The organism is Geodermatophilus amargosae (genome assembly GCF_900116515.1).
In the GTDB taxonomy this organism is placed as follows: Bacteria; Actinomycetota; Actinomycetes; order Mycobacteriales; family Geodermatophilaceae; genus Geodermatophilus; species Geodermatophilus amargosae.
This window is the reverse complement of record NZ_FPBA01000025.1, coordinates 63,386-81,646: the sequence shown is the minus strand read 5'-3', so window position 1 is coordinate 81,646 and position 18,261 is coordinate 63,386. Positions and strand designations below refer to the sequence as shown.

The window sequence follows — 18,261 nt, the reverse complement described above, 5'->3', positions numbered from 1 at the left end:
ACGAGGCCGGGCTGGCCTCCTACCAGGTGCGGGACTACACCGCCTGGTATCGGCACATCACCCTGGCAATGCTCGCCCACGCCTATCTGAGTGCCACCCGCGCCAGCGCGGAAAAGGGGGGTCTGCAGCCGCAACCGAGCAGCTCATCGCGCTGACCGTGCCCGAGCTCCGCCGCCTGCTCAACACCCTCATCCATACACCGCGGCCCGACCTCGACCACACCGCCGACTGGTCCTGGTGGCGCCGACGACGCCAGGCCCAGGCCCGCGCCGCCCACTACCGAGCCCGCGGACAGGCACCGCCATAACTGCCGTTGCAGTATTAGGAGTCAGCCTTGGTCCACGAGACGCCCAGCCGGCAGCGCGCCACCGAGCCCGTCCCCGAGCTGCTCACCATCACCGAAGCCGCAGAGCTCCTTCGCGCCCCCGTCGCCACCCTGCGCTACTGGCGCCACCTCGGCACCGGCCCGCGCAGCTTCCGCCTCGGCCGCCGGGTGCTCTACCGCCGCGACGACCTCAATGCGTGGATCGGTGCGCAACACGAGCAGGGCGGCTCGCCGGCGGGCTGATCGGTGGACCGTGTCGGACCAGTTGCCAGGCTCCGTGCGACCCCTTCGGTCCTGTAGCCGAGAGCGCCAACGGAGGCACCCCATGGCCAGCATCAAGCGACGGGCGGACGGTGTCTGGCGGGCTCGGTACCGGGATCCGGCCGGCAAGGAGCACGCGCGGCACTTCAGCCGCAAGGTCGACGCGCAGCGCTGGCTCGACGAGGTCACGTCGACCGTCGTCACCGGGACCTATACCGACCCGGCCCTCTCACGAGTGACGGTGGGGGAGTGGGGACGTCGCTGGCTTGACGGCCACGCGGCGCTCAAGCCGTCCACCCGCGGGCGTTACGAGTCCTTGATGCGCTGCCACATCGAGCCGCGGTGGGGGACGACCTCGATCCGCGCCGTGAACGTCGCGGACGTGGAGAGCTGGTTGGCGGACATGATGACCCGCGGCCTGGCCGTCTCCAGCGTCCGCCAGGCGTACCGCGTCCTCTCACTGATCCTCGAACACGCCGTGCGCGCCGGGCGGCTACCACGCAATCCGGCCGGGGGCGCATCCCTTCCCAGGGCCCACCCGCGCGACAAGCGGTTCCTGAGCCACGCGGAGGTCCAGCGGCTCGCGACCGCCGCCGGTGACTACCTGCTGGTCGTCGAGATGCTGGCCTTCACCGGCCTGCGCTTCGGTGAGCTCGCGGCGTTGCGGGTCGGGCGGGTGGACCTGCTCCGTCGCCGCCTGGAGATCGCCGAGTCGGTGACCGAGGTCAACGGGGCAACGGTGTTCGGTACGCCGAAGACCCACCATCGCCGCTCCGTGCCGATCCCGCGATCGCTGGTCGACGAGCTGGCGCAGGTGGTCGCCGGCCGGGCGCCGGGCGAGCTGCTGTTCACCAGCCCCGAGGGCGGGGTCCTGCGCGTCGGCAACTTCCGGAAGCGGGTCTTCGACCGTGCGGCCCTCGAGGCGGGCCTGCCCGGGCTCACCCCGCACGAGCTCCGGCACACCGCGGCCAGCCTCGCGGTGTCCGCCGGAGCGAACGTTAAAGCCGTCCAACGCCTCCTCGGGCATGCCTCGGCCGCGATGACCCTGGACGTCTACTCGGGGCTGTTCGACGACGACCTGGATGCCGTCGCTGACCGCCTCGACGAAGCCGCAGTCCGCGCTCGTGCGGACTTTTTGCGGACTGAGCGAGGCTCCGACGTCGTCCCGATCAAGCCTGCACGCCGCTGACCTGCAGTAACACCGGTGGGGCGGGTGGGGCTCGAACCCACGACCCAGGGATTATGAGTCCCATGCTCTGACCGGCTGAGCTACCGCCCCGGAACTGCGTCCAGCCTGCCAGACGTCCCGGGCGGGGCTGCCATCTCGTCCAGCCACTCCACAGTCGTCGCACGGCTCCGCCCCAGCGACGGCCGCCACCGTGAGAGCTCCCCGGACCCCACGAGGAGCACGGTGGACGAGGACGTTGTCCCTACCCTGAGCGGCAACCGCTGGGAGCCGCCGGCGGTTCCGGCCTGGCACCCCGAGCAGGGCACCGCCGCGCCGTCCCGGACCGCGACGTCGGAGCTGCCCCAGGTCGGCGGTGCCACGGCCGACGGCGTCCCCGCCGCCCAGGGGAAGCAGCCCCGGCGGGCGCTGTCCGCCCGGCTCAGGAGACGCCCCGCCCCCGGTGCGGCCGCCGTCGCGCTGCTGGCCATCGGTGGCGTGGGCGGCTTCGCCGTCGGCTAGACCACCGGCGGCGGCACCACCGCGTGAGGGCCGTCGGCCGCCTGACCTCAGCGTGGGCCGCGACCCTCGTCGAAGCCGTCCAGGCCGTCGAAGTCGGGGCTGCGGAAGTCGCCGGGGACGCCGTCGTACAGGCCCTGCGCGAGCAGCGACAGCACCGTGAGCAGCAGGACCAGCGCGATGAGGACGGCCAGCGCGAGACGCCAGGTGGGCGGACCGCCGTGCCGGGCCGCCGCCACGCTCGCCCGCAGCTGCTGCCAGGCCATGGCGCCCAGCGGCCGCCAGCCGGGCGGGGCGGGGGTGGGAGCGGCGGCGACGGCGACCGTCGGCGGCAGGTCGGCGGTCAGCGGCGGCAGGTCGCGCACGTGCACCGTGGCGAACGCGGCCGCCATCCGCTCGCTGCCCTCGTCGGGCGTGAGCAGCCCGCGCGCGACGGCGTCCTGCAGCCGGTGCACGGTGGCCAGCCGATCGGCGTCCGAGGCGCGCAGTGGCGGAGTGGCCGCACGTGCCGCCGGCTGCGGCGCCGTCGCCTGCCGTGCCGTCGCCTGCTCCGCCGTCGTCCGTCCTGCCATCGGCATGCCGTCCACGTCGTTCCTCCCCATAGGCCGGTCCGACCGGCCAGGGTGCCCGCCGTTCCTGTGACGGACCTGTGAGCCGCGACACCGTGCGACGTGCCACGTGCGGGGGAGTGGCACCAAGTGCCGTTTTAGACACGTGCCGTGAAACCGGCAGGTGAGAGAGTTGAACGCGCAAGCAGGCGCGCCGTCGTCGTGACCTCCCCGTTACCTCAGGCGTCACATCCGTAGTACGTTCGCCCGCGGTCCTGCCGGGCCTCAGCCCCTCGACAAGCCGAGGGCCCCGGCGAGATCCCGCCTGACCGCCCCGGCCTCCCCGCCGGGCCCGGGGACCGCACGTGGGGTCCCCGGACAGGTCGCGCCCGGGGACGGGGACGCGGGCACGGTGCCCGTCCCGACGGACGGTCCCGACCCGGCAGGCGGATGCGAGGAAACGGAGATCCGCCGTCTTGGCGACCCTGCACCACCGGACCGCACGTCCCGCCTCCTCCCGTCGGCTCCGCCGCGCCGTGCTCGCCGCGGGTGCCGCTGCCCTCCTGCTGACCGCACCGGCGCCGGCACTGGCCAGCCCCGCTGACGACGTCGCCGCCGCGCAGGCCGCCGAGCAGGAACTCATGGCCGAGGTGGGCCGCATCCAGGGCGAGGTGACCGCCGCCGAGGAGCAGCTGCAGCGGATGACCGTCGAGGCCGAGGCCGCCGCGGACGCCGCCCTGGTCGCCCAGGCCGAGCTGGCCGCCGCGCAGGAGGCCGCCGCCGTGGCCGCCGCGGAGCTGCAGGCCGCCCGCGACGCCGTCGCCGCGGCCCAGGACGAGGTCGTCGAGCTCGGCCGCGAGGCCTACATGGGCGCCAGCGTGGACATGGGCGACGCCGCCTCCGTGCTGCTCGACAGCGAGGGCCCCCGCGAGGTGCTGGAGCGCGCCGCCACGCTCGACCTGCTCGGCACCCAGCGTGCCGAGACCCTGCAGGAGTACGAGCTGCTGGAGACGCAGGAGGAGCAGGCCGACGCCGCCGCCCAGGCCGCCGTCGTCGAGCGCGACGCCGCCGCGGCCGCCGCCGCCGAGGCCCAGGCCGCCGCCGACGCCCGGCTCGCCGACGCGCAGTCCGACTACGACGCCCTCGCCGCCGCCAAGGCCCAGCTCGACGAGCAGCTGCGCGCCGCGGAGGTCGAGCTGCTCCGGCTGCGCGGCATCGCCGACGCCGAGGCCGCGTGGCAGGCCCAGCAGGAGGCCGAGCAGGCCGCCGCGGTGAACGTCCGGTCCACCGGCGGGGGCATCGCCCCGACCACCGGCCGGGTGACCAGCTGCTACGGCGCCCGCTGGGGCACCATGCACTACGGCGTCGACATCGCCGCGCCGATCGGTACCCCGATCTTCGCCCCCGACGGCGGCGTCGTCCTGCAGGCGGGTCCCGCCAGCGGCTTCGGCCAGGCCGTCTACGTGCAGCACGGCGACGGCTCGATCACCCTCTACGGCCACGTCGACCAGTTCTTCGTGTCCGCCGGCCAGGTGGTCAGCGCCGGCCAGCAGATCGCCGAGGTCGGCAACAAGGGCCAGTCCACCGGGCCGCACCTGCACTTCGAGGTCCACGAGGGCGGCCTGTACGCCAGCCGCGTCAACCCGATGCCGTGGCTCGAGGGTCACGGCATCTCCCTGGGCGGGGGCTGCTGAGGAGGTCCCTCAGCGCCGTCCGCGGAACCGGCCGAGCAGGTCGCCGGCGCCCCCGACGGTCCGAGCGGCCAGCGCCAGGATCGGCCCGCCGGGGATGCCCGGCGCGGACTCGACGATCGGCGCCAGGCGCATCAGCTCGGGCAGGTCGCGCACCCGCAGCCGCCGGCGCACCAGCGCCGCGGCGGGGTTGGTCCGCCCCGACGCCGCCTCCAGCAGCACGTCGGCCGGAGCCTCGACGACGGCCCCGCGCGGCTGCTCCCCGGACAGCCGGCGCACCGTCCAGCCCGGCGGGTCGGCGGCGAAGGCCCAGCCGCCGCCCGGGGTGACCAGGGCGGCGCCACCGGCGATGCCGGAGGAGGCGGCCAGTGCGCCGGTCACGTCGGCCAGCGCGGCCAGCCCGGCGTCCAGCACCGGCGGCGGGGGAGGGGGCGCCCCCAGCGGCACGAGGTCCAGGCCGTGGACGGCGAGCTCGTAGGCCTGGCCGAGCACCACCGACAGCATCGGCAGCCGGCCGACCGTGGAGACGGCGGGCGCGGTGTCCAGCCCGGCGGGCTCGTCGCCCAGGTAGCGCGCGGTGGCCTCCCGGTTACGGCGCAGTGCGGCCAGGACCTCCTCACGGGAGGCGTTCCGGTGGGCCGCGGTCACCCGGGCGTTGGTCGCGTCGACGTCGGGCGGCGTGCCGGTGCCGCCCGCACGCGCCGAGGCGACCAGGTCGGCCAGCGCGGCGTGGTCGGGCCACGCGCCCAGGTGCACGCAGACCTCGTGCGCCCGCCAACCGGCCAGCCGGGTCGGCCGGTCGAGGTCCACGGCGGCGGCCTGCTCGAGGAAGGCGTCCCAGGCGCCGAGCACCATGGGCCCCACCACATCCCGGCCGGCGCCGACCATCCCGTACCGCCGCGGCGCGTCGTCGTCTCGTCCCATACCCGGCCCCTACCCACCCCGTCGGGGGAGCGGCACGCGATCCGGATCGAGAGCGGACCGGATCCGGTCGATGGACCGTCCGTGGACGACGCAGCAGCCGCGGGGCCCGCCGGGGTGCGGCCCCGGTGGCGCCCGCGTCGACGTCCTGCGCCGGCCTGGCTCGGCGCCGGTCTGCACCGGCCGCTGGCCGAGGACGACGACCGCGCGCGGTCCTGGGTGCAGCACGTGCACACCGGCGTGCTGCTCAGCGAGATCGCCGGCCTCGCCTGCCTGCTCTACACCGCGACCACCCCGACTCCCGGCCACCGGCACCCGGTGCTGCTGGCGCTGGCCGGCGCGTCGTCGTCGGGACGCCCCTGCTGCTCCTGCTGCCGCTGGACCGGATCGTCCGCGACCTGCGCGGGCCACTCCTGTTCTACGGCTGGGCGGTCGCCACCACGGCGATCGTGACGACGGCGTCGGCCTTCGACGGCGGCGCCGCCAGCCCGCTGCCGGTGCTCTTCTTCGTCCTCGTGTTCATGGCGGTGGCCTTCCCGCCCGCCGGCGTGGTCCTCACCGGCGTGCTGATGACCACCGCGTACGTCGCGCTGGTCGGCGGCCCGCTGGGCCCGCAGGCGCTGCTGGTGACCACCGTGCTGGGGACGACCACGCTCATCTGCACGATCACCTCGGCCAACCAGTGGGCCGCCCACGACCGCCAGGTGCTGCTCCTGCGCACCCAGGAGGCGCTGGCCACCACCGACCCGCTCACCGGCGTCCCCAACCGCCGGGTCTTCCTCGACCGCGTCGAGCGGGCCGTGGGCCTCGCCGGCCGGGGCGAGCGCGCCGTCGTCTGCATCGTCGACCTGGACGGCTTCAAGGCCGTCAACGACCTCCGGGGCCACGCCGCCGGCGACACCGTCCTGCGGGCGGTCGCCGCCGCGCTCGGCCGGGTGGTCCGCGAGACCGACACCGTCGCCCGCCTCGGCGGCGACGAGTTCGCCGTCCTGGCCGGCTCGGTGCTGCCCGCCGACGACGCCGCCCTGGCCGACCGGCTGCGCGCCGCCGTGGCGGAGGTGGGCGCCGGCTGCGGCGTCACCGCCAGTGTCGGGTGTGCCCTCGTGCACCCCGACGACGACGTCGCGGGCGTGCTGCACCGGGCCGACGCGGCCATGTACCGGGCCAAGGCCGCAGGTGGGGACCGGGTCGCCGATCTCGCAGGGTGACGGGTCGTTCCGCGCGGTCCTCACCGAGCGTCACCGGAGGCCGGATGGGTTCCGCATGCGACACCTCCGGTCGCAACAGGCCGTGATCACCCCGCCCGGGTGCCGTCGGGCAGCCCGGACCCGGGTTGGACGCCTGCCCCGTCGTCGTGCTATGGCCGCTGACCAGCACTTCCGTGGCCGCTGGGGCAAATGTGGTCACTTCCGGCACAGTCGCCCCATCCGCACTGGCGCGACCGGTACCTCATCGTGCACACTGTCCCCGGGACCCCTGGTCCGCCGCCGCCGAACACAGCCTGTCACCGATGCGATCGTCCGTTGGGGAAGACGAGACCGATCGAGTCGATGGAGGTGCCTCGTGCAGCGACGGTCTACCCAGGGTGTCGTCTTCGTGCACTCCTGCCCGAAGGCACTCTGCCAGCACGTCGAGTGGGCGCTCGAGCGCGTCATCGGCGCGCCGGTCTCCCTGTCGTGGGCCGACCAGCCCGCGGCTCACGGTGCCTACCGTGCCGAGGTCGCCTGGACCGGGTCTCCCGGGACGGGCGCCAAGCTGGTCGCCGCGCTGCGCGCGTGGCCGATGCTGCGCTTCGAGGTCACCGAGGAGGCCAGCCACGGCAACGACGGCGAGCGCATGTCCTACGTGCCCGGGCACGGGGTCTTCCGCGCGCCCACGAGTGCCAACGGCGACATCGTGGTCAGCGAGCAGCAGCTGCGGACCCTCGCGGCGACCGCCACGTCGGTCGAGGCGTTCCGCCACGGCGTCGACCAGCTCCTCGGCGCGGCCTGGGACGCCGACCTCGAGGTCTACCGGTACGCCGGCGACGGCAGTCAGACGACCTGGCTGCACCAGGTCGTCTGACGCCCCGTACGGACGAACTCGCAGGTCACGATCAGGGCACGACGACGTGAGACATCCCGTGTCGGCGTCGTAGGCTGCAGACCAGGTCGTCCGGACGCCGTCGGGGAAGCGGCGTCCGGGCGACCTCAGCACGAGAGGCCCGTTCCCTCCGGGGAACGGGCCTCTCGGCGTCTCGGGGCCCGGGCGACTGCTCCCGGTGAGCGGTCGGCCCCGCTGCAGGGTCCCGCCGCGGGCTCGCGAGTGGTGGGGAGAGTGGGGTCGGCTACAGCGGGATGTTGCCGTGCGCACCGCGGCCGGCCGGAGCGGCGGCCAGGGCGGCCACCAGCCGGCTGCGCGTGTGGGCGGGCTCGACGACCTCGTCGACGACGCCGATCTCCAGCGCCCGGTTCACGCCACCGGCGATCCGCTCGTGCTCGGCGGCCAGCTGGGCGTGCAGGGCCTCCCGCTCGGCCGGCGGCACCGCGGCCAGCTTCTTGCGGTGCAGGATCCCCACGGCGGCCTTGGCGCCCATCACGGCCACCTCGGCGCCCGGCCAGGCGAACACGGCGGTGGCGCCCAGCGACCGCGCGTTCATCGCGATGTAGGCCCCGCCGTAGGACTTGCGGGTCACCAGCGTCACCCGCGGCACCACCGCCTCGGCGAAGGCGTGCAGCAGCTTCGCACCGCGCCGCACCACGCCGTCCCACTCCTGGCCGACGCCGGGCAGGTAGCCGGGGACGTCGACAAGCACGACCAGCGGGACGCCGAACGCGTCGCACATCCGCACGAAGCGGGCGGCCTTCTCCGCCGACGCGGAGTCCAGGCAGCCGCCGAGGCGCAGCGGGTTGTTGGCGATGACGCCGACGGTCCGCCCGTTGAGCCGGCCCAGCGTGGTGACCACGTTGGGCGCCCAGCGCGGGTGCATCTCCAGGCCGGGCCCGTCGAGCACGGCGGACACCAGCGGCTTGACGTCGTAGGCGCGCTGCGGCTGCTCGGGGAGCAGCGCCCGCAGGTCGACGTCGGGCACCCTCGCCGCCGGGGCGAACTGCCCCTGCGCGGCGAGCAGGTCGACCGCCTGCCGCGCGGTCTGCAGCGCCTCGTCCTCGGTGTCGGTGACCACGTGCACCACGCCGCTGCGCCGGCCGTGGGTGTCCGGGCCGCCGAGGCGCTCCATGTCGACGTCCTCGCCGGTGACCGAGCGGACGACGTCGGGACCGGTGACGAACACCCGCCCGGCCGGTCCCATGATCACCAGGTCGGTGAGCGCCGGCCCGTAGGCGGCGCCGCCGGCGGCCGGGCCGAGGACCACCGAGATCTGCGGCACCCGGCCGGAGGCCCGCACCATGGCGGCGAACACCTCGCCGACGGCGTGCAGCGCGGTCACGCCCTCGGCCAGGCGCGCACCGCCGGAGTGCCAGATGCCGACGACCGGCAGCCGCTCGCGCAGCGCGGTGTCGATGGCGTCCACGATGTGGCGGCAGCCGTCGATGCCCATGGCGCCGCCCATCACGGTGGCGTCGGTGCAGAAGGCGACCACGGGGGTGCCCGACACCGTCCCGCGCGCGGCCACGACCCCGGAGGTGTCGCGGGGGACGAGCAGCGTGGTCGACCCGGCGTCGAGGAGACGCTGCAGGCGGTCCTCGGGGTCGCGCGGGTCGGAGCTGGGCAGGGTGGGGACGGCGTGGACGGTGGTCACCGGGCCTCCAGGTCTCCCCGGCTACCGGCCGGGTGGGCGGTGGGCCCGCTGCAGCGCCCCGCCGCGGGCTCGCGAGGGGCGGTGCGCAGCGGGGTCCTGTCGTCAGGCGGTCGTGAAGACCAGCGCGATGTTGTGCCCGCCGAAGCCGAAGGAGTCGTTGACCGCTGCGTCGAAGGACGCCTTGCGCGGCTCGCGGCGGACGATGTCGAGCGCCTGCACGGCCGCGTCGTCGTCGGGGTCGTCGAGGTTGGCCGTGGCCGGGACCACCTGCTCGCGCAGCGCGAGGATGGTGAACACCGACTCCAGGGCGCCCGCGGCACCGAGCAGGTGGCCGGTCTGGCTCTTGGTCGCCGAGACCATCGCGTGCTCGCCGACGGCGCTGCGGATGGCCGCGGCCTCGGCGGTGTCGCCGACCGGCGTCGAGGTGGCGTGGGCGTTGACGTGGCCGATGTCGGTGGGGGAGAGGCCGGCGTCGCGCAGCGCCGCGCCGATCGCCCGGGCGGCGCCCTCGCCCTCGGGGTGGGGGGCGACCAGGTCGTAGCCGTCGGCGGTCGCGCCGGCGCCGGCCAGCCGGGCGTGCACGCGGGCGCCCCGGGCGGCGGCCGAGCCGGCCCGCTCGAGGACCAGCGCGGCCGCGCCCTCGCCGAGGACGAAGCCGTCACGGCCCTTGTCGAACGGCCGCGAGGCACGCTCGGGCTCGTCGTTGCGGGTGCTCATCGCCCGCATCGCGGCGAACCCGGCCATGGGCAGCGGGTGCACGCAGGCCTCGGTGCCGCCGACGATGACGACGTCGGCGCGGTCGAAGCGCAGCAGGTCCAGGCCCCAGCGGATCGCCTCCGCGCCGGAGGCGCAGGCACTGACCGGGGCGTGCACGCCGCCGCGGGCGCCGACGGCCAGCCCCACGGCCGCGGCCGGGCCGTTGGGCATGAGCATCGGGATGGTGAAGGGCGAGACCCGCTTGGGGCCCTTCTCCTCCAGGACGTCGTCCTGGCCGAGCAGCGTGAGCGCCCCGCCGATGCCGGTGCCGAAGACGACGGCGATGCGCTCGGACGCCACGCCGGCGTCCGCCGCGCCGGAGTGCGCCCAGGCCTCCTCGGCGGCGATGACCGCGACCTGCTGGCTGCGGTCCAGCCGCCGGGCGCGCACCCGGTCGATCTGCGAGGCCGGGTCACTGGCCAGCGCGGCGACGAGCTGGGCGGGGAAGTCCTTCGCCCAGTCGTCGGTCAGCCGGCTGACCCCCGACCGCCCGGCCAGCAGGGCCTCCCAGGTGCTCGCGACGTCGCCGCCGAGCGGCGTGGTGGCACCGAGACCGGTGACGACGACGTCGCGGTCGGACGTGCTCATGACGTGTTCCTCCTGGGATGGGGCGGCCGGGGGCCGGGGGGAGCGGGGCTGGTCAGCCCTGGTTCTTCTGGATGAAGCTGATCGCGTCGCCGACGGTCTTGATGTTGGCGAGCTCGTCGTCGGGGATGGCCACGCCGAACTTGTCCTCGACGGCCGTGGCGATCTCGACCATCGACAGCGAGTCGACGTCGAGGTCCTCGGTGAACGACTTCTCCGGGGTGGCGTCGGCGGGGGCGACCCCGGCGACCTCCTCCAGGATCTCGGCCAGACCTGCCTGGATGTCCTCGCTCACGCGGGGGTCCTCTCTCTCGGTGGTGACGGGCGGTGCCCGCCGTCGGGCCCGGGGGATCCGGGGGCTGGGGTGCCGGTCAGGGCAGGACGAGCACCTGGCCGGCGAAGGTGAGGCCGGCGCCGTAGCCGAGGACCAGCGTGAGGTCCCCGCTCTTGGCCTCGCCGGACTCCATCAGGGCGGTGAGCGCCAGCGGGATCGAGGCGGCCGAGGTGTTGCCGGACTGGACGACGTCGCGGGCGACGACGGTCTCCTTGCCGAAGCCGAGCTTCTTGCTCATCGACTCGACGATGCGCAGGTTGGCCTGGTGCGGGGCGAACACGTCGATGTCCTCGGGGCCGACGCCGGCGGCCTCCATCGCCTGGATCAGCGTGTCGGTGAGCCGGGTGGTGGCCCAGCGGTAGACCGCCTGGCCGGCCATGGTCATGGTGCCGGTACCGGCGGCGATCTCGATGGCGGAGAACTGGTCGCCGTCGCTGCCCCACGCGACCGGCCCGATGCCCGGCTCGTCGGACGCGCCGACCACGGCCGCCCCGGCGCCGTCGGCGAAGATCACCGCGGTGGAGCGGTCGGTCTGGTCGACGACGTCGGTGAGCCGCTCGACGCCGACCACCAGCGCGTTGCGCGCCGAGCCCGCCCGGATGGACGCCGAGGCCACCTCCAGCGCGTAGCAGAAGCCGGCGCACCCGGCGTTGAGGTCGAAGGCGCCCGGGCGCGGGATGCCGAGGCGGTGGGCGACCTGCGGGCCGATGCCGGGGATCGGCTCCTTGAGGCTGGCGCTGGCCAGGATCACCAGGTCGACCTCGTCGGGGGACAGGCCGCTGGCGGCCAGCGCCTTGCCGCCGGCGGCGACGGCCATCTCCTGCAGCGTCTCGTCCTCCGACGCCCAGCGGCGCTCGGCGATGCCGACCCGCGTCTGGATCCACTCGTCGTTGGTGTCCATGACCTGGGCGAGGTCGTCGTTGGTGACCCGCCGGCGGGGCCGGTAGGCGCCCAGGCCGAGGATGCGTGCGCCCGGGGCGCCCTCGGGCAGTCGGATGCTCACGCGTGGACCTCCGGGTAGAGACGGGCGAGGGGGTCGCCGGCGTCGACCAGGTCGCCGTCGTGGACCAGCCACTCGGCGAGGACGCCGTCGTAGGCGGCGGAGACGTTGACCTCCTCGCGGCGGCTGCGCACGCAGCCGAGCGGGGTGCCGGCGGGCAGGCGGGTGCCCTCGGGGACGTCGGCGGGGCTGACCGTGCCGCGGACGGGGGAGACGACGACGCGCCAGTCGGGCTGGTGCTCGGCCTCGGGACGGCCCCGGGCGGCGTCGATGAGCCCGCGGGCGCGGTCGAGGTCGCCGGGACCGGCCAGCGCCAGCACCTCGACGTCCCCGCCGTTCGCGTTCTGACCCTTCCACTCCCGCTTGGCCAGGCCGGCGAGCGCGCCGGCGGGCGGCAGCTCGATGGCCGCGGTGACGCCGAGCTCGCGCAGGGTGGTCAGGCACGCGTCGAAGCGGACCGGGCTGGTGACCTGGCTGACCAGGCGGGTGAGCACCTCGGTGCCGGTGGACACGGCCGCGCCGTCGGCGTTGGACAGCAGCAGCCGGCTCGGGTCGGCCGGGCGCAGGCCGCCGACGAGGCCCTCGAGCTCCTCGCGGGCCGGGCCCATGTAGGAGGTGTGGAAGGCGCCGGCCACCGACAGCGGCACGACCCGGGCCTTGGCCGGCGGCTCGGCCTTGAGCGCGGCCAGCCCCTCGAGCGGACCGGCGACGACGACCTGGCCGCCGCCGTTGAGGTTCGCCGCGGTCAGCCCGTGGCGCTCCAGCGCCGCGGACAGCTCGTCGGGGTCGGCGCCGAGGACGGCGGACATGCCGGTGGGGGTCAGGCCGCAGGCGCGGGCCATCGCCCGGCCGCGGACGGCGGTCAGCGCGATCGCGGCCTCGACCGACAGGACGCCGGCCAGCGCGGCCGCGGTGAGCTCCCCGACACTATGGCCGGCGATGACGACCTCGCGCCCGGTGTGCGGCGTGTGCGCCACCGGGCCGGGCAGACCGCCGAGCTCGCGGGCGACGAACAGGCTCATCGCGACGACCAGCGGCTGGGTGACGGCGGTGTCGCGGATGGCCTCCGCGTCGCCGGTGGTGCCGAGGGTCAGCAGGTCGGCGTCGGCGATCGCGCCGGCCCAGCGGAAGAAGGACTCGGCGCCGGGCAGCTCCAACCAGGGGGTGAGCATCCCGGGCTTCTGCGCACCCTGCCCGGGTGCGAGGACGGCCAGCACCTCCCCACCGTCTCATCCGCCCGGGGGTCCCGCGCGGTCGTCCGGAACGAAAGGACACCACATCCCTTTGGAGGATCTCCACAATCGCTGGGCGCAGACGGGCCGTCGGCGAGCCGTTCCGTGGTGGGGACCACTGAAGGACCCCCGTGCCCCCCACCACCCGCGAGCTCGTGGCGAGCCCCTGCACGGGGGCCGTCAGTGCCAGAGGGAGCGGTCGCCGTCGAGGTCGGCCAGCGCCAGGGCGACCTGCAGGGTCCAGGCACCCCGGGGGTCGGTCACCACCAGGCCGGTCAGCTCGGCGGCCCGCTTGAGCCGGTACCGCACCGTGTTGGGGTGCACGAACAGCGCCCGCGCGCTGGCCTCCAGGTTCCCCCCGGCGGTGAGCACCGCCCGGACCGTCTCGAGCACCTCGCCGCCGGCGGTGCGCAGCGGCAGCACCGCCCGCGCGGTGAGCGCGGCGCGGGCCAGCGGGTCGCCGTCGAGGGCCCGCTCGGGCAGCAGCGCGTCGGCGGACACGGGGCGCGGGGCGCCGGGCCAGGCGCGCGCGGCCCGCAGGCCGGCCAGCGCCGCGGCGGCCGACCCGCCGGCCGCGCTGAGCCGGTCGACCACGGGGCCGAGGACGACCGGGCCCGGCCCGAACTCCTCGGCCACCCGCTCGGCCGCCGTCGGCACGTGCTCGGCGCCGCCCAGCACGACCACCAGCTGCTCGGCGTGCACGCCGACGAGCACCTCGCAGCGCTGCGAGCGGGCGGCGCGGCGGACGCCGGAGTGCGCGTCGCCGTCGCCGGGCGCGGCGCCGACCAGCACCGACACCGGGCCGGTCCCGGCCCAGCCGAGCGCGGCGGCGCGGCCGGGCAGCTCCTCGGAGCGCTCGCCGCGGACCAGCGCGTCGACGACGAGGGCCTCCAGCCGCGCGTCCCAGGCGCCGCGGTTCTCGGCGAAGCTGGCGTAGACGTGCGCGGTGGCGAAGGCGACCTCGCGGCTGAACTGCAGCACCGCCACGCGCAGCGTGTCGGCGTCGCCGGGCTCGGCCACCGACTCGACGTGGTCGTCCATCACCTCGACGGTGAGCTTGACCAGGTCCACGGTCTGCTTGAGCGGCACGGCGCGGACCAGGTCGCGCGGGGCGGCGCCGAACACCTCGCCGGTCAGCCGGGGCGGGCGGCCGGGGGCGCGGCACCACTCGACGAGCGAGGCGATGCCCGCCTGGGCCACGAGCATCACCCACGAGCGCTGGTCGGCCGGCATGGTGCGGAACCACGGCAGGTCCTCGTCCATGCGGGCGACGGCGCGGGTGGCGATGGCCCCGGACGCGCGCTCGAGCCGCCGCAGCGTCGCCGCCGTCGGCGGGTGGTCGATCACCCGGTGGGCCACACCGGTCAGCGTGTCACGGTCGGGTGCGTCGGGGAGAGTGGGGGAGTGAGCGCCCCGACCCGCCCCCGATCCCGGCTGCGCCGCCGGGTGCTCGCCGCCGCGGGCGCGGGGGTCGCCGTCCTCGCCGTCCTCGGCACGGGGGTGGCCGCCCGGTTCGGCCCGCAGGTGCGCCTCGACGACGCGGTGAGCCGCGCGCTCTACGCCGGGGACGACCGGTCGGCCCTGCACGGCGGACTGCTGGAGGTCCTCACCACGCCGGGAGTCACCTGGTTCCGCGTCCTCGTCTTCCTGCCGGTGTTCCTCTGGCTGGTGCGCCGCCGCGCCTGGCACACCGTGGTGTGGGTGGTGGTCGCGATCACCGCCATCGGGCCGCTGACCACCGCGATCAAGGAGCTGGTCGGCCGCGCCCGGCCGGCGTTCGAGAACGGCGGCCTGGTGTACGAGGGGCTCAGCTTCCCGAGCGGGCACTCCTCGGGCATCGCCACGCTCGTCACCGTCGGGCTGGTGCTGGCCTGGCCGCGGCTGGGCCAGCCGGGGCGCCGGGCCGCCGTCGCCGCCGGGGTCGCGCTGGCCGTCCTGGTCGCGCTGACCCGCATCTGGCTGGGCGTGCACTACCCGTCCGACGTCGTCGGCGGGCTGGGTCTGGGGACGGCGTGGTCGCTGCTGGTCGCACTGGGAGCCGGCGGGTTCCCCGGCGGCCCCGGCGCGCTGCCCGAGCGGGACGAGGCGCCGTGACCGGCCCCGAGGGCACCACGCTGCTCGAGCCGGGCGACGGCTCGCTGGGGCCGCTGCTGCGGGTCACCGACGACCGGCTGCCGCCCGGCGCCGGCTACGGCGTGCACGCCCACCGCGCGGTCGACGTCGTCGCCGTGGTGTTGGCCGGGTCGGTCGCGCACCGCTGGGGTGGGGGAGCGGTGGTCGACGCCGGCGACGTCGGGGTGCTGCGGGCCGGGACCGGGCTCGAGCACGACGAGGTGGCCGGCCCCGACGGCGCCCGCGTGCTGCAGTCGTACCTGCGCCCGGCCGAGGCCGGGGCCGCGCCGGCGCACGAGGTGGTGCACACCCCGCGCGGCTGGGTCGACCTCGGCCGTCCCGACGCGCGGCTGTGGCTGGGGGAGGACGGCCCGGACGTCCCCGACGGCGTCGTGCTGCGCCCCGGTGGCGGGGTCGTCGTCGTGTGGCAGGTCGACGCCGCCCGCCCCGCCTGGGCGGACTGACCGGGGGTCCTCCGGAGCGGAGGGCTCCCGGCCGTCCGGTCAGGGTGCTCAGATCGCTGCAGCGTCGAGCGGTGGAGCGGGAGGGTCTCCTCAGGCAGAGGCGCGCACCACGAGCCGGGTCGGGCAGACCCGGGCCTGCACCTCCTCGTCGCCCTCCACCTGGCGCAGCAGCAGGTCGGTCATGTGGCGGGTCATCTCGTCCAGCGGCTGGGCGACCGTCGTCAGCGGCGGGTCGCTCGTGGCGGCCGCCGCGGCGTCGTCGAAGCCCACGACGGCGACGTCGCCGGGCACGGAGCGGCCGGCCTCCCGCAGCGTGCGCAGTGCCCCGACCGCCATCGCGTCGGAGGCCACGAACACCGCGTCCAGGTCCGGCGCCTGCTCCAGGAGTGCGGCCATCGCGCGCGCGCCGCCGGCCTCGGTGAAGTCGCCCGCCGCGACCAGGGCGGGGTCCGGCCCGATCCCGGCGCCCTCGAGGGCCGCGCGGTACCCGGCGTGCCGGTCGATGCCGGCGATCATGTCCTGCGGGCCGCTCACGGTGGCGATCCGCCGTCGCCCGCCCGCCAGGAGGTGCTCGGTGGCGTCCCGGGCGCCGCCGGCGTTGTCGGCGTCGACGTAGCAGACCGAGCGCCCGTCGAGGGGCCGGCCGGAGAGCACCAGGGGCACCTGGGCCTCGGCGAGGACCGCCGGCAGCGTGTCCTGGCTGTGCAGCGACATGAGGATGACGCCGTCGACGTGCCCCTGGCGGACGTAGCGGGCGACCTTCTCCTGCTCGCGCTCCCCGCGGGCGGCCAGCAGCACCAGGTTCATCTCGGTGTCGGCCAGCGCGGCCGAGAGCTCCCGGACGACGCGGGCGAAGAACGGGTCGCTGAAGACCTGCGTGTTCGACTCCGAGAGGACCAGCGCGATCGTGTCGGTCCGCCGGGTGACCAGGCTGCGGGCCGCGGGGTTGGGCACGTAGCGCAGCCGCGCGACGGCCTCCTCGACGGCGCGGCGGGCCTCCGGGCGCACCTTCGGCGAGCCGTTGACCACGCGCGACACCGTCGCCCGGGACACCCCGGCGAGCTGGGCGACCTCGTCCAGGGTCGGGGAGGAGCCGCGTCCGGCGAGCGTCGTCACGGGCCCTCCTCCGGTCGCGCTGCGGGTCCATCGTGCACGGCCCGGGCCTCTCGCGCCTTCCCTCGGGTGCCCTCTTGACAGCGGGATGTGGTGCCCATCACTCTCCTCCCATCGGTCGTGAGAGCGCTTTCACGACCGTCACCATAGCCCGAGCGCAGCCGTTCGGGAACCGATCCAGGAGGACCGATGACCGTTCCCCCGAGACGCAGGGCGGCGCTCGGCGCTGCTCTCGTCGCGACCCTGATGGCCGCCGGTTGTGGGGGCTCCGGCTCCGACGACGGCACGATCACCCTCGACCTCGGCCTCTTCGGCACGTTCGGCTTCGAGGAGGCCGGGCTCTACGACGAGTACATGGAGATGCACCCCGAGATCCGCATCCAGGAGGAGTCGGTCGAGCGGTCGGCCGACTACTACCGGGCGCTGCAGACCCGCCTGGCCGCGGGCTCCGGCCTCGCGGACATCCAGGGCATCGAGATCGGCTTCGTCGCCGACGTCGTGGCCAACCACGCCGACGCCTTCGTCGACTTCGCCGCCCGGGACAACGCCGACGAGATCCTCGGGCACTACTACGACTGGAAGGTCGAGGGGTCCACCACCGCCGACGGCCGCGTGGTCGGCCTGGGCACCGACGCCGGGCCCGAGGCCATGTGCTTCCGCCGTGACCTGTTCGAGCAGGCCGGCCTGCCGACCGACCGCGCGGAGCTGGCCCAGCTGTGGTCCACCTGGGAGGGCTACCTCGAGCTCGGCCGGCAGTACGAGGCCTCGCCGACCAAGCCCGAGGGCAGCGCGTTCCTCGACAGCCCGGCCAGCGTCTTCTCCGCCGCCGTCTACCAGGGCCAGACCGCCTACGACGACGAGGACGGCAACCCGATCCCCGAGTCCAGCGACGGCGTCGCGACGGCCTGGCAGCACGCCAGCGCGGCGGCCGGGGAGGGCATGACGGCCAACCTGATCCAGTTCGGCGACGAGTGGAACTCCGCGTTCGCCAACGGCGCGTTCGCGACCATCTCCTGCCCGGCCTGGATGCTCGGCTACATCACCGGCCAGGCCGGCGACGAGGGCGAGGGCCGCTGGGACGTGGCACCGCTGCCCGGCGGCGCCGGCAACTGGGGCGGCTCCTGGCTCGGGGTCACCGAGTCCAGCGAGCACAAGGAGGAGGCGATCGCCCTCGTCGAGTGGCTGACCGCGCCCGAGCAGCAGGTGCGGATGTTCACCGAGGAGCAGCACTTCCCCTCCAGCCAGCAGGCGGCGGAGGACCCGGAGGTGGCGACGGCGACCAGTGAGTACTTCAGCGGCGCGCCGGTGGGGCAGATCTTCGGTTCGTCGGCGGCGGCGCTGCGGTTCACGCCGATCGGCCCCTACGACACCCAGATCCAGGAGGCGTTCACCAACGCCCTGAGCACCGTCGCGGAGGGGACCGGCCCCGACGACGCCTTCCAGGCGGCCCTCGACGAGATCGAACAGGTCGTCGGAGGCTGACAGACCCCGGCCGG

19 protein-coding genes, 1 tRNA gene and 1 pseudogene are annotated in these 18,261 nt (G+C 75.6%); 11 read left to right on the top strand and 10 right to left on the bottom strand.

Going from position 1 to position 18,261, the window contains the following annotated elements:
• The 3 genes and pseudogenes from BM414_RS28690 to BM414_RS23640 all read left to right on the top strand — a co-directional run.
• A pseudogene (locus tag BM414_RS28690) lies at nucleotides 1–155 on the top strand (IS701 family transposase); the annotation flags it as partial.
• Between the two features lie 179 nt (nucleotides 156–334).
• Complete coding sequence (locus tag BM414_RS23645) at nucleotides 335–568, top strand: helix-turn-helix transcriptional regulator (protein ID WP_093583566.1); 234 nt, start codon at nucleotides 335–337, stop codon at nucleotides 566–568.
• A gap of 82 nt (nucleotides 569–650) precedes the next feature.
• Nucleotides 651–1,775, top strand: coding sequence for a tyrosine-type recombinase/integrase (locus tag BM414_RS23640; protein ID WP_093583564.1), 1,125 nt, complete (start codon nucleotides 651–653; stop codon nucleotides 1,773–1,775).
• Between the two features lie 16 nt (nucleotides 1,776–1,791).
• On the opposite strand, the gene BM414_RS23635 is transcribed toward BM414_RS23640, so the two are convergent.
• A tRNA-Ile gene (locus BM414_RS23635) sits at nucleotides 1,792–1,865 on the bottom strand.
• A gap of 132 nt (nucleotides 1,866–1,997) precedes the next feature.
• Here BM414_RS23635 and BM414_RS23630 point away from each other — a divergent pair.
• A complete protein-coding gene (locus BM414_RS23630; RefSeq protein ID WP_093583562.1) occupies nucleotides 1,998–2,273 on the top strand; it encodes a hypothetical protein in 276 nt (91 codons plus the stop codon).
• A 47-nt stretch (nucleotides 2,274–2,320) separates the two neighbouring features.
• Here BM414_RS23630 and BM414_RS23625 read toward each other — a convergent pair whose 3' ends face one another.
• The gene (locus BM414_RS23625) at nucleotides 2,321–2,848 is read right to left on the bottom strand and encodes a DUF1707 SHOCT-like domain-containing protein (protein ID WP_245784941.1); all 528 of its coding nucleotides are present in this window, start codon (nucleotides 2,846–2,848) and stop codon (nucleotides 2,321–2,323) included.
• A gap of 506 nt (nucleotides 2,849–3,354) precedes the next feature.
• Here BM414_RS23625 and BM414_RS31510 point away from each other — a divergent pair.
• A complete protein-coding gene (locus BM414_RS31510) occupies nucleotides 3,355–4,512 on the top strand; it encodes a M23 family metallopeptidase (protein WP_281246776.1) in 1,158 nt (385 codons plus the stop codon).
• A 9-nt stretch (nucleotides 4,513–4,521) separates the two neighbouring features.
• On the opposite strand, the gene BM414_RS23615 is transcribed toward BM414_RS31510, so the two are convergent.
• On the bottom strand, nucleotides 4,522–5,433 hold the full coding sequence (locus BM414_RS23615) for a maleylpyruvate isomerase N-terminal domain-containing protein (RefSeq protein WP_093583556.1): 912 nt from the start codon (nucleotides 5,431–5,433) through the stop codon (nucleotides 4,522–4,524).
• An 81-nt stretch (nucleotides 5,434–5,514) separates the two neighbouring features.
• Here BM414_RS23615 and BM414_RS23610 point away from each other — a divergent pair, with 81 nt between their 5' ends.
• The 3 genes from BM414_RS23610 to BM414_RS23600 all read left to right on the top strand — a co-directional run bounded on the left by BM414_RS23610 (nucleotide 5,515) and on the right by BM414_RS23600 (nucleotide 7,494).
• Nucleotides 5,515–5,883 (top strand): hypothetical protein, encoded by a 369-nt coding sequence (locus BM414_RS23610; RefSeq protein WP_139246014.1) that lies wholly within the window; start codon nucleotides 5,515–5,517, stop codon nucleotides 5,881–5,883.
• Nucleotides 5,880–6,638: a GGDEF domain-containing protein gene (locus tag BM414_RS23605; protein WP_093583552.1), complete on the top strand. Its 759-nt coding sequence runs from the start codon at nucleotides 5,880–5,882 to the stop codon at nucleotides 6,636–6,638. The genes BM414_RS23610 and BM414_RS23605 overlap by 4 nt, the downstream gene beginning before the upstream one ends.
• A 355-nt stretch (nucleotides 6,639–6,993) precedes the next feature.
• Entirely contained in the window at nucleotides 6,994–7,494 is a 501-nt protein-coding gene (locus BM414_RS23600; RefSeq protein ID WP_093583550.1) for a DUF3145 domain-containing protein, read from the top strand.
• Nucleotides 7,495–7,756: 262 nt separating this feature from the next.
• Here BM414_RS23600 and BM414_RS23595 read toward each other — a convergent pair whose 3' ends face one another.
• The 6 genes from BM414_RS23595 to BM414_RS23570 all read right to left on the bottom strand — a co-directional run bounded on the left by BM414_RS23595 (nucleotide 7,757) and on the right by BM414_RS23570 (nucleotide 14,435).
• Nucleotides 7,757–9,169 carry an acyl-CoA carboxylase subunit beta gene (locus BM414_RS23595; protein ID WP_093583548.1) on the bottom strand — a complete coding sequence of 471 codons (1,413 nt, stop codon included), beginning with the start codon at nucleotides 9,167–9,169 and terminating at the stop codon, nucleotides 7,757–7,759.
• A 102-nt stretch (nucleotides 9,170–9,271) separates the two neighbouring features.
• The gene (locus BM414_RS23590) at nucleotides 9,272–10,513 is read right to left on the bottom strand and encodes a beta-ketoacyl-[acyl-carrier-protein] synthase family protein (RefSeq protein ID WP_093583546.1); all 1,242 of its coding nucleotides are present in this window, start codon (nucleotides 10,511–10,513) and stop codon (nucleotides 9,272–9,274) included.
• A 52-nt stretch (nucleotides 10,514–10,565) separates the two neighbouring features.
• On the bottom strand, nucleotides 10,566–10,805 hold the full coding sequence (locus tag BM414_RS23585; protein WP_093583544.1) for an acyl carrier protein: 240 nt from the start codon (nucleotides 10,803–10,805) through the stop codon (nucleotides 10,566–10,568).
• Between the two features lie 76 nt (nucleotides 10,806–10,881).
• Nucleotides 10,882–11,847 carry a beta-ketoacyl-ACP synthase III gene (locus BM414_RS23580; protein WP_217644906.1) on the bottom strand — a complete coding sequence of 322 codons (966 nt, stop codon included), beginning with the start codon at nucleotides 11,845–11,847 and terminating at the stop codon, nucleotides 10,882–10,884.
• Complete coding sequence (locus tag BM414_RS23575) at nucleotides 11,844–13,061, bottom strand: acyltransferase domain-containing protein (RefSeq protein ID WP_093583542.1); 1,218 nt, start codon at nucleotides 13,059–13,061, stop codon at nucleotides 11,844–11,846. The genes BM414_RS23580 and BM414_RS23575 overlap by 4 nt, the downstream gene beginning before the upstream one ends.
• A gap of 195 nt (nucleotides 13,062–13,256) precedes the next feature.
• Entirely contained in the window at nucleotides 13,257–14,435 is a 1,179-nt protein-coding gene (locus BM414_RS23570) for a PucR family transcriptional regulator (protein ID WP_245784939.1), read from the bottom strand.
• A gap of 45 nt (nucleotides 14,436–14,480) precedes the next feature.
• On the opposite strand from BM414_RS23570, the gene BM414_RS23565 reads away from it, so the two are divergent.
• Together BM414_RS23565 and BM414_RS23560 are read left to right on the top strand one after the other, a co-directional pair.
• Nucleotides 14,481–15,170, top strand: coding sequence for a phosphatase PAP2 family protein (locus BM414_RS23565; RefSeq protein WP_245784938.1), 690 nt, complete (start codon nucleotides 14,481–14,483; stop codon nucleotides 15,168–15,170).
• The gene (locus tag BM414_RS23560) at nucleotides 15,167–15,652 is read left to right on the top strand and encodes a pirin family protein (protein WP_093583540.1); all 486 of its coding nucleotides are present in this window, start codon (nucleotides 15,167–15,169) and stop codon (nucleotides 15,650–15,652) included. Before BM414_RS23565 ends, BM414_RS23560 begins: the two co-directional genes overlap by 4 nt.
• A 90-nt stretch (nucleotides 15,653–15,742) precedes the next feature.
• Here the strand turns inward: BM414_RS23560 and BM414_RS23555 are convergent, their stop codons facing one another.
• Nucleotides 15,743–16,768 carry a LacI family DNA-binding transcriptional regulator gene (locus tag BM414_RS23555; protein ID WP_093583538.1) on the bottom strand — a complete coding sequence of 342 codons (1,026 nt, stop codon included), beginning with the start codon at nucleotides 16,766–16,768 and terminating at the stop codon, nucleotides 15,743–15,745.
• A gap of 186 nt (nucleotides 16,769–16,954) precedes the next feature.
• Here BM414_RS23555 and BM414_RS23550 point away from each other — a divergent pair, with 186 nt between their 5' ends.
• Nucleotides 16,955–18,247, top strand: a complete 1,293-nt coding sequence (locus BM414_RS23550) for an extracellular solute-binding protein (RefSeq protein WP_093583536.1) — start codon at nucleotides 16,955–16,957, stop codon at nucleotides 18,245–18,247.
• The last annotated feature ends 14 nt before the right edge of the window (nucleotides 18,248–18,261 follow it).

Bases quoted from the DNA above. Each gene is read 5' to 3' on its own strand.
- BM414_RS23550 (WP_093583536.1), top strand. From the start codon at position 16,955: ATGACCGTTCCCCCGAGACGCAGGGCGGCGCTCGGCGCTGCTCTCGTC.
- BM414_RS23590 (WP_093583546.1), bottom strand. From the start codon at position 10,513: ATGAGCACGTCCGACCGCGACGTCGTCGTCACCGGTCTCGGTGCCACC.
- BM414_RS23625 (WP_245784941.1), bottom strand. From the start codon at position 2,848: ATGCCGATGGCAGGACGGACGACGGCGGAGCAGGCGACGGCACGGCAG.
- BM414_RS23615 (WP_093583556.1), bottom strand. From the start codon at position 5,433: ATGGGACGAGACGACGACGCGCCGCGGCGGTACGGGATGGTCGGCGCC.
- BM414_RS23640 (WP_093583564.1), top strand. From the start codon at position 651: ATGGCCAGCATCAAGCGACGGGCGGACGGTGTCTGGCGGGCTCGGTAC.